Here is a 6,475-nt window from a genome sequence, read left to right as displayed (position 1 = left end):
GGGAAGGGCTTGAAGACACTCCGGGGCGCATTGAAAGAATGCTCACTGAAATAACGGTTGGTTACGGGCAGGATCCGCTTGAAATCGCCCAAAAAGCCGTTTACGAGATAGATTACGATGAAATGGTCGTCGTAAAGGACGTGGAGTTTTACAGTATGTGCGAACACCACATGCTGCCGTTTTTCGGAAGATGCCATGTTGCGTATATTCCAAACAAAAAAATCATTGGTTTAAGTAAGATACCGCGTATTATTGAAGTTTTTTCAAGACGCCTGCAGGTTCAAGAAAGATTGACTGTTCAGATAGCGGACCTGCTGAAAGAGGCGCTTTCGCCCAAAGGGGTGGGAGTGGTCATGAAAGGGTACCATCTATGCATGGCGATGCGGGGAGTGGAAAAATCAAGGGCGAACATGATAACAAGCTCAATGAACGGGCTGTTCAGAAAAGACGAGAGGTCTCGCGCGGAATTTTTGAATCTCATTGGCGAAAATGGCATATAAGAAAAGGATTTATTGAAATGAGCACTGTTGTTGTATGCGGAATAAGTCATAAAACCTCTCCGATTGAGGAGCGGGAAAGGATATCGTTTGCCGGTGAAACGCCGCTGTCGGCCCCCTTGCTCTCGCTCGCGTCAAAACCGGCAATCAACGAATGCGTGATAGTTTCAACTTGCAACAGAGTGGAGATATACGCAGTTTGCGAAAGTAACAACCGGTGTTTTGACGAAATTTCAGAATTTCTTTGCGAATTCAATGACGCGATTCATAGTGATTTCATTGAAAAAAAGTTTTATTTCCACGAGGGAGTGGACGCCGTATGCCACCTCCACAAAGTAGCGGCGGGAATGGATTCAATGGTGGTTGGCGAGCCGCAGATTCTCGGGCAATTAAAACGCTCTTACGAAACCGCGCTTGAAAACCACACAGTCGGCACGGTTCTGAACAAACTTTTTCAAAGCTCGTTTGCGACCACAAAGAAAATCAAAAACGAAACCGGAGTCGGCTCGCACATGGTTTCAGTCAGCTCCGTTGCCGCGAAACTCGCGAGAAACATTTTCGGTGAAATTGAAAAATGCTCCGTAATGATAGTGGGAACGGGTGAAGCCGCTCAAGATGCGGCGGTTCAACTGGCGAAAAGAGGAGCGGGGCAAATCAGAATTGCGGCGAGAAACTCCGTGGAAGCGGCAAAACTCGCCTCATCTCTCGGCGCCGAAACGCTCGCACTCGGAGAAATAGGTTTGTGGCTCAGAAAAACCGACATTGTTATTTCCGCGACCGGGTCATCGGGCTACATCTTAAAACATGAAGACCTCTCGGACACCATGAAACTTAGAAAAAACAAGCCCATTTCATTGATTGACATCGCTTTCCCGAGAGACATTGACCCGAAAGTCCGCGACATTGAAGGCGTTTTCCTCTACGACATGGACGACCTGCGCAATATCGTTGACAACAATCTTGACAGTCTGCGCAAGAGCCTTGACCGGGCGGAGGAAATGATAAAAGACGCCGGCGAAAAGTTTGTTTTCTGGCACAAGGGACTCAAAGCGTTCCCGCTTATTGTGGAACTTAAAAGAAAAACTGAAGAGTCCGCGCGTGAAGAAGTTTTGAAAACAATCGCGAAGATTGACTCCATTGAAAAATCAGGGCTCGGCAAAGAGGAGCGGGACAAAGCAATTGAACATCTGGCTCACACGCTGACCGGGAAGTTTTTACACGCCCCCGTTACAAAACTGAAACAAGACGCCGCAAACGCGCCTAATCAAATTTCCTATGTTGAAATCGTGAGAAGCCTTTTTGAGTTGTCGGAAACCTCAGTGGAGCCGTCCAAAGATGAAAATCAAAATCGGAAGCAGGGGTAGCCCGCTCGCGAAAATCCAGGCCGCCGAAGTGGGCGGAATTCTTCAAAAACAATTTCCGGAACTGGAAACAGAGTTTGTTTTTATAAAAACTTCGGGAGATTTGCGGAACGGGGCGGATTCCCAATCAGGCGGCAAGGGGATTTTCATCAAAGAAATAGAAACCGCTCTTCTTGACGGCTCAATTGACATAGCGGTTCACAGTATGAAAGACCTGCCGTCCGTTCTGCCGGATGGCTTGATTATAGGATGCGTCCCGAAAAGGGAAGACCCGTCTGACTGCATTGTTCTTCCCGCCGGGGAAAGCGGCGGAGGGTTGGAGTCTGTCAAAAGAGGCGCTAAAATCGGCACGGGCAGTTTGAGAAGAAGTTGCCAGATTCTCGCCGCCCGCCCGGATCTTTCGGTGGAGCCGTTGCGCGGAAATGTTGAGACGCGGATAGATAAAATGGATTCTGGAGATTTTGACGCCATTATGCTCGCGTCTGCGGCGCTAAACAGGTTGAAACTTGATGACAGAATCAGCAGCCGGATGGACCCGATGAATTTTGTTCCGGCTCCGGGGCAGGGCGCACTCGCGGTTGAGTGCGGAGAGCAAAACACCAAAACGGTGCAGTTACTCAAAAAAATTGAGTGCGAACAATCGCGCGTGTGTGTTGAAGTTGAGAGGGCTTTCCTACTAAAACTCGGCGGAGACTGCAACATTCCCGCCGGCTGCCACGCGCGAAAAAACAAGGGTTCCATTGAAGTGGTGGCCGTTATGGCGAATGAAAGCGGCGAAATTTTCACGGAAAAACTTAAAACCGATGAAAAGAACTCCGCCCAGGCCGGATTTAAAATCGCCGAAATGGTTATGTCAAAAGTGCGCGGCGGGAATTGACCGGAACTCTCAAATGTGTAGAATTAAAGACCTATCGCGGGGTGGAGCAGTCTGGTAGCTCGTCGGGCTCATAACCCGAAGGTCGGAGGTTCAAATCCTTCCCCCGCAACCAATTTCTTCGTGCCATGTCGTTTGAGAAAAAACTGAAAAAAATCCAAGACATCTCCGACTCCCTTGAAAGTCGGGATATTCCCCTTGAAAAAATGATACAAAATTTTAAAATGGGCATAAAACTCATAAAGGAATGCCGTGAACTGCTTGAGGAAACCGGAGGGAAAATTGAGACTCTCGGAGAAGAAAACCCCGGCAAAAAACGGCCTTCATGAAACCGGAAACCCCCGAAATTGAACGCTATATCACGGACAAAAAAAAGCGGGTCAATAAACTCCTTGAAAAATACATCAAGTCCGTAAGAAAAAACCATCCGGGGCTCGCCGACGCTGTCGTGCACACTCTTTTAGACGGGAAAAAAATACGTCCGGCGCTTTGCGCCGCGGCATGCGGCGCGGTCGGGGGCAACATCAAAACCGCCATGCCCGCCGCCTGCGCGATAGAGATGATTCACACCTATTCGCTAATCCATGACGACTTGCCGTCAATGGACGATGACGACACGAGAAGGGGCGCGCCTTCCACTCACAAGGTTTTCGGAGAAGCGAAAGCCATTCTCGCCGGAGACCTTTTGCTCACGGACTCTTTCGGAGTTCTGGCTGTTGAAGCAAAAGCGGCAAAAATTCCGGATTCTTCCATCGTTGAAATGGTCGGAATTCTTTCCTCTCTGGCGGGAAAATCAGGAATGGCAGTCGGGCAGATGATGGATTTGGAAAACACCAAATCGCGCGGGATTTCAAAAATCCATTTCCTTAAAACCGCCTCACTTTTTGAAGCCTCGGTTAAATGCGGAGCAATTTCAGGCGGAGCAAATTCTAAAACCACGGCGCCGCTCGCGAAATACGCAAGAGCGGTTGGGCTCGCGTTTCAAACCCTTGATGACACGATTGATTCAAGCGACCCCGCCCGTGAAAAAGCGGGCAAAAAAAAGACCCGCGAGCTCACGGGCAAAGCACTTGAAGAATTGAAAAGTTTTGACGGAGAAAAAGCCATGCTTGAAAAACTCGCGCTCTACCTGTGTGAACGCGTGGCTTGACGGGCTATTTTTTCTTTTTCCAGTCGGAGAGAAATCTCTCAAGCCCCAAGTCCGAAAGCGGGTGTTTGAACATCTGCATTAAAACCTTGTAGGGAAGCGTAACAACATCCGCCGCGGCGAGCGCGGATTCAACGACATGCACCGGATGGCGCACGCTCGCGACAAGCACCTCGGTTGAAAAATCGTAGTTTGTAAATATCCGGGAAATATCCTCAATTAAATCCATTCCGCGCATGGAAACATCGTCCAATCTGCCTATGAAGGGGCTCACGTAAGCGGCTCCGGCTTTTGCGGCGAGCAACGCCTGAGAAGCTGAAAAAATCAGCGTAACATTAACATTGATTCCCTCGTCGGAGACTGTTTTTGTAGCTTTAATACCGTTTTCGGTGAGGGGCATTTTTACGACCACAAACTCATCTATCTTCGCAAGCGAACGGGCTTCGGCGACCATTGTCTTGTAGTCGGTGGAGATGACCTCCGCGCTCACGGGACCTTTGACGGTCCGGCATATCTGCTTTACCAAATCAGAGAAAGATTTTTGCGCGCCTTCGCCGGAAACAAGGCTCGGATTTGTCGTAACGCCGTCTATCACTCCCAGCGAAGCGGCGTGTTTGATTTCTTTCATGCTTGCGGAATCAAGAAAAATTTTCATGGAACGTTGTCTCCCGTCGCGAAGTTTATCACACAATAAGCCGCCTGACAGATTGCCGCGCGTTCTTGACAAAAGGCCTTTGCAACCGCATACTGTGCGGACTTTCTCAGCCGGAGAAGATTACGAAAATGGCATTACGCATAAAATCCGCCCAAAAAAAACACAGACAGAGTTTGAAGAAAAGAATGCGGAACAGGTTTGTGAAATCGTCTTTGAGAACAAAAACGAAAAGTTTTCTTCAGGCGATTGAAGCAAAAGATGTTTCCACGGCGGATTCAATCTTCCGCGGACTCGTATCAGCTTTTGATAAGGCCTCTTCAAAAGGGGTTATTCACAAGAAAAACGCATCAAAAAATGTGGCGAGAATGTCCCGCAAACTTCATATGATTTCTCAAGGAACCACCACGCAACCCGCAGCCGAATCCACTACGCCCGCTTCGCCAGCAGATTAACAGTCATTCGGGCAATAACTCCGTAACCGTTCACGCCTGAAGTTTTGAGAGACCTGTCGGTTTCCGCAAGATTTTTCATAACGCGCGCAGCTTGTTTTTGAGTAAAATTGCGCGATTGTTGCCAAACAAAGTGCGCGGCGCCCGATTTTATTTTCAACTCTTTCGCTATTAATTTTTTCTGCTCTTCGGGAGATTTTCCGTGCGAATCAGCCCTTACTTCAGCCGCTTTGAGCACATTTCTCATCCGCGAGGAAACGGCGGACAGAATGAACAGGGGCTCAATCTGATTTTGCGATGAAATTTCCGCAAGTATCGTAAGCGCCTGGTCTTTTTCGCCGTTCACAATCGCGTTTGTCAGTTCAAACACATCTCTTGTTTTGCGCCGGTTAAGCATTTCGTCAATCTCTTTGCGGGTTATTCGGGTTCCGGAAGGGTGGATTTCGGCAAGTTTCGCCAGTTCGTTCCGTATCACGCTCAAATCCTCGCCCGTTAGCGCGCAAAGATATTTTGAGTCCGGAGTCGTCATTACAAATCCCATGCGCACGGCTTCCTCACTTACTGTTTCATGGATTTTTCTCGGGTCCTGCTCAACGCTTTTTATAAAAACGCCGTCCGTCTCTCTGAGGTTGGGTTTTGAAGAATCCCCGGAAACAAGAAGAAGACAAACATGCGCCGGGGGAGCGGCGGCGTATTCTTTGATGAGTTCAAGCGACTGCTTGTCAATGGCTTCAGCGCGCTTGAGCACAACCATTTTTTTTGAAGAAAACATTGAAAGATTCGCCGCGCTCGCGAGAACCTCTGAAACCGGCGTTTCGTCCGCATAGAAAACGAGAATTTCTCCGGAAGCATCGTCTCCGAGAAACCGTTTTGAAACCTCTTGCACAAACCTGTCCGCGAGAAGCGTCTGCCTGCCCCTCGCGAGAAAAACAAGATTGTCCGCACCTGTGTTTTCAGACTTCAAAACCGTGTTTAACTATCCGTGGATTTCAAGAGAATTGAAAAAATACGCTATCTCTCTTGCCGCAGATTCCGGGCTGTCCGAGCCGTGAACAATGTTTCTTTCAACGCTCTCAGCGTACATTTTCCTTATCGTCCCCTCATCCGCCTGCGCGGGATCGGTTGCCCCCATAATTTTCCGGACTTTCGCTATGGCTCCGTCCCCCTTGAGAACCATAATAACGCAAGGTCCTGACGACATAAAATCGGTCAAACTCGTAAAGAAAGGACGCTCGGAATGCTCGGCGTAAAACCCTTCCGCCTGTTTTTTGGTCATCCGCGCCATCCGCAAAGCGATGACCGAAATGCCATTTTCCTCAAACATTCCGACCACTTTCCCCACAAGGTTTTTTGATGTGCCGTCCGGCTTGACTATTGAAAGAGTCTGTTCCATTAATTTCCTCCGAAAAGACAGAAGTTTGCGCATATTATCTTAACTCGGCGGTAAACTGTCAAACTCAACCACCCGTGTGCTTGACTGAAAAGAGCCGCT

9 protein-coding genes and 1 tRNA gene are annotated in these 6,475 nt (G+C 48.8%); 7 read left to right on the top strand and 3 right to left on the bottom strand.

From position 1 onward, the window contains the following. The 6 genes from folE to ACY430_RS05050 form a co-directional block, all read left to right on the top strand. A partial coding sequence (folE, locus tag ACY430_RS05075; protein WP_462137797.1) for a GTP cyclohydrolase I FolE occupies window positions 1-500 on the top strand: 500 nt, incomplete at its 5' end. Between the two features lie 17 nt (window positions 501-517). Next, window positions 518-1,861 (top strand): glutamyl-tRNA reductase, encoded by a 1,344-nt coding sequence (gene hemA / locus ACY430_RS05070; protein WP_462137796.1) that lies wholly within the window; start codon window positions 518-520, stop codon window positions 1,859-1,861. Continuing rightward, the gene (gene hemC, locus ACY430_RS05065) at window positions 1,833-2,735 is read left to right on the top strand and encodes a hydroxymethylbilane synthase (RefSeq protein WP_462137795.1); all 903 of its coding nucleotides are present in this window, start codon (window positions 1,833-1,835) and stop codon (window positions 2,733-2,735) included. The genes hemA and hemC overlap by 29 nt, the downstream gene beginning before the upstream one ends. 35 nt (window positions 2,736-2,770) lie before the next feature. Next, window positions 2,771-2,847: transfer RNA gene (locus ACY430_RS05060), tRNA-Met, on the top strand. Between the two features lie 13 nt (window positions 2,848-2,860). Next, on the top strand, window positions 2,861-3,061 hold the full coding sequence (gene xseB / locus ACY430_RS05055) for an exodeoxyribonuclease VII small subunit (protein WP_462137794.1): 201 nt from the start codon (window positions 2,861-2,863) through the stop codon (window positions 3,059-3,061). Then, window positions 3,058-3,882, top strand: a complete 825-nt coding sequence (locus ACY430_RS05050) for a polyprenyl synthetase family protein (RefSeq protein WP_462137793.1) — start codon at window positions 3,058-3,060, stop codon at window positions 3,880-3,882. The genes xseB and ACY430_RS05050 overlap by 4 nt, the downstream gene beginning before the upstream one ends. Window positions 3,883-3,886: 4 nt before the next feature. Here the strand turns inward: ACY430_RS05050 and fsa are convergent, their stop codons facing one another. Then, entirely contained in the window at window positions 3,887-4,534 is a 648-nt protein-coding gene (gene fsa / locus ACY430_RS05045) for a fructose-6-phosphate aldolase (RefSeq protein WP_462137792.1), read from the bottom strand. Window positions 4,535-4,662: 128 nt separating this feature from the next. On the opposite strand from fsa, the gene rpsT reads away from it, so the two are divergent. Then, the gene (gene rpsT / locus ACY430_RS05040; RefSeq protein WP_462137791.1) at window positions 4,663-4,986 is read left to right on the top strand and encodes a 30S ribosomal protein S20; all 324 of its coding nucleotides are present in this window, start codon (window positions 4,663-4,665) and stop codon (window positions 4,984-4,986) included. On the opposite strand, the gene holA is transcribed toward rpsT, so the two are convergent. Both holA and ndk read right to left on the bottom strand, forming a co-directional pair. Then, window positions 4,961-5,947 (bottom strand): DNA polymerase III subunit delta, encoded by a 987-nt coding sequence (gene holA / locus ACY430_RS05035; protein WP_462137790.1) that lies wholly within the window; start codon window positions 5,945-5,947, stop codon window positions 4,961-4,963. The two genes, rpsT and holA, sit on opposite strands and share 26 nt — an antisense overlap. 12 nt (window positions 5,948-5,959) lie before the next feature. After that, window positions 5,960-6,376 (bottom strand): nucleoside-diphosphate kinase, encoded by a 417-nt coding sequence (ndk, locus tag ACY430_RS05030; RefSeq protein WP_462137789.1) that lies wholly within the window; start codon window positions 6,374-6,376, stop codon window positions 5,960-5,962. Between the last annotated feature and the right edge of the window lie 99 nt (window positions 6,377-6,475).

The sequence above is a fragment of the Candidatus Mycalebacterium sp. genome, assembly GCF_977828045.1.
Note: the sequence above shows the minus strand (reverse complement) of the source record. Positions and strands in the feature narration are given on the sequence as shown.

Coding starts and splice junctions, on each gene's coding strand:
- hemA (WP_462137796.1), top strand. CDS start 518: ATGAGCACTGTTGTTGTATGCGGAATAAGTCATAAAACCTCTCCGATT.
- ACY430_RS05050 (WP_462137793.1), top strand. CDS start 3,058: ATGAAACCGGAAACCCCCGAAATTGAACGCTATATCACGGACAAAAAA.
- rpsT (WP_462137791.1), top strand. CDS start 4,663: ATGGCATTACGCATAAAATCCGCCCAAAAAAAACACAGACAGAGTTTG.
- fsa (WP_462137792.1), bottom strand. CDS start 4,534: ATGAAAATTTTTCTTGATTCCGCAAGCATGAAAGAAATCAAACACGCC.
- xseB (WP_462137794.1), top strand. CDS start 2,861: ATGTCGTTTGAGAAAAAACTGAAAAAAATCCAAGACATCTCCGACTCC.
- hemC (WP_462137795.1), top strand. CDS start 1,833: ATGAAAATCAAAATCGGAAGCAGGGGTAGCCCGCTCGCGAAAATCCAG.
- ndk (WP_462137789.1), bottom strand. CDS start 6,376: ATGGAACAGACTCTTTCAATAGTCAAGCCGGACGGCACATCAAAAAAC.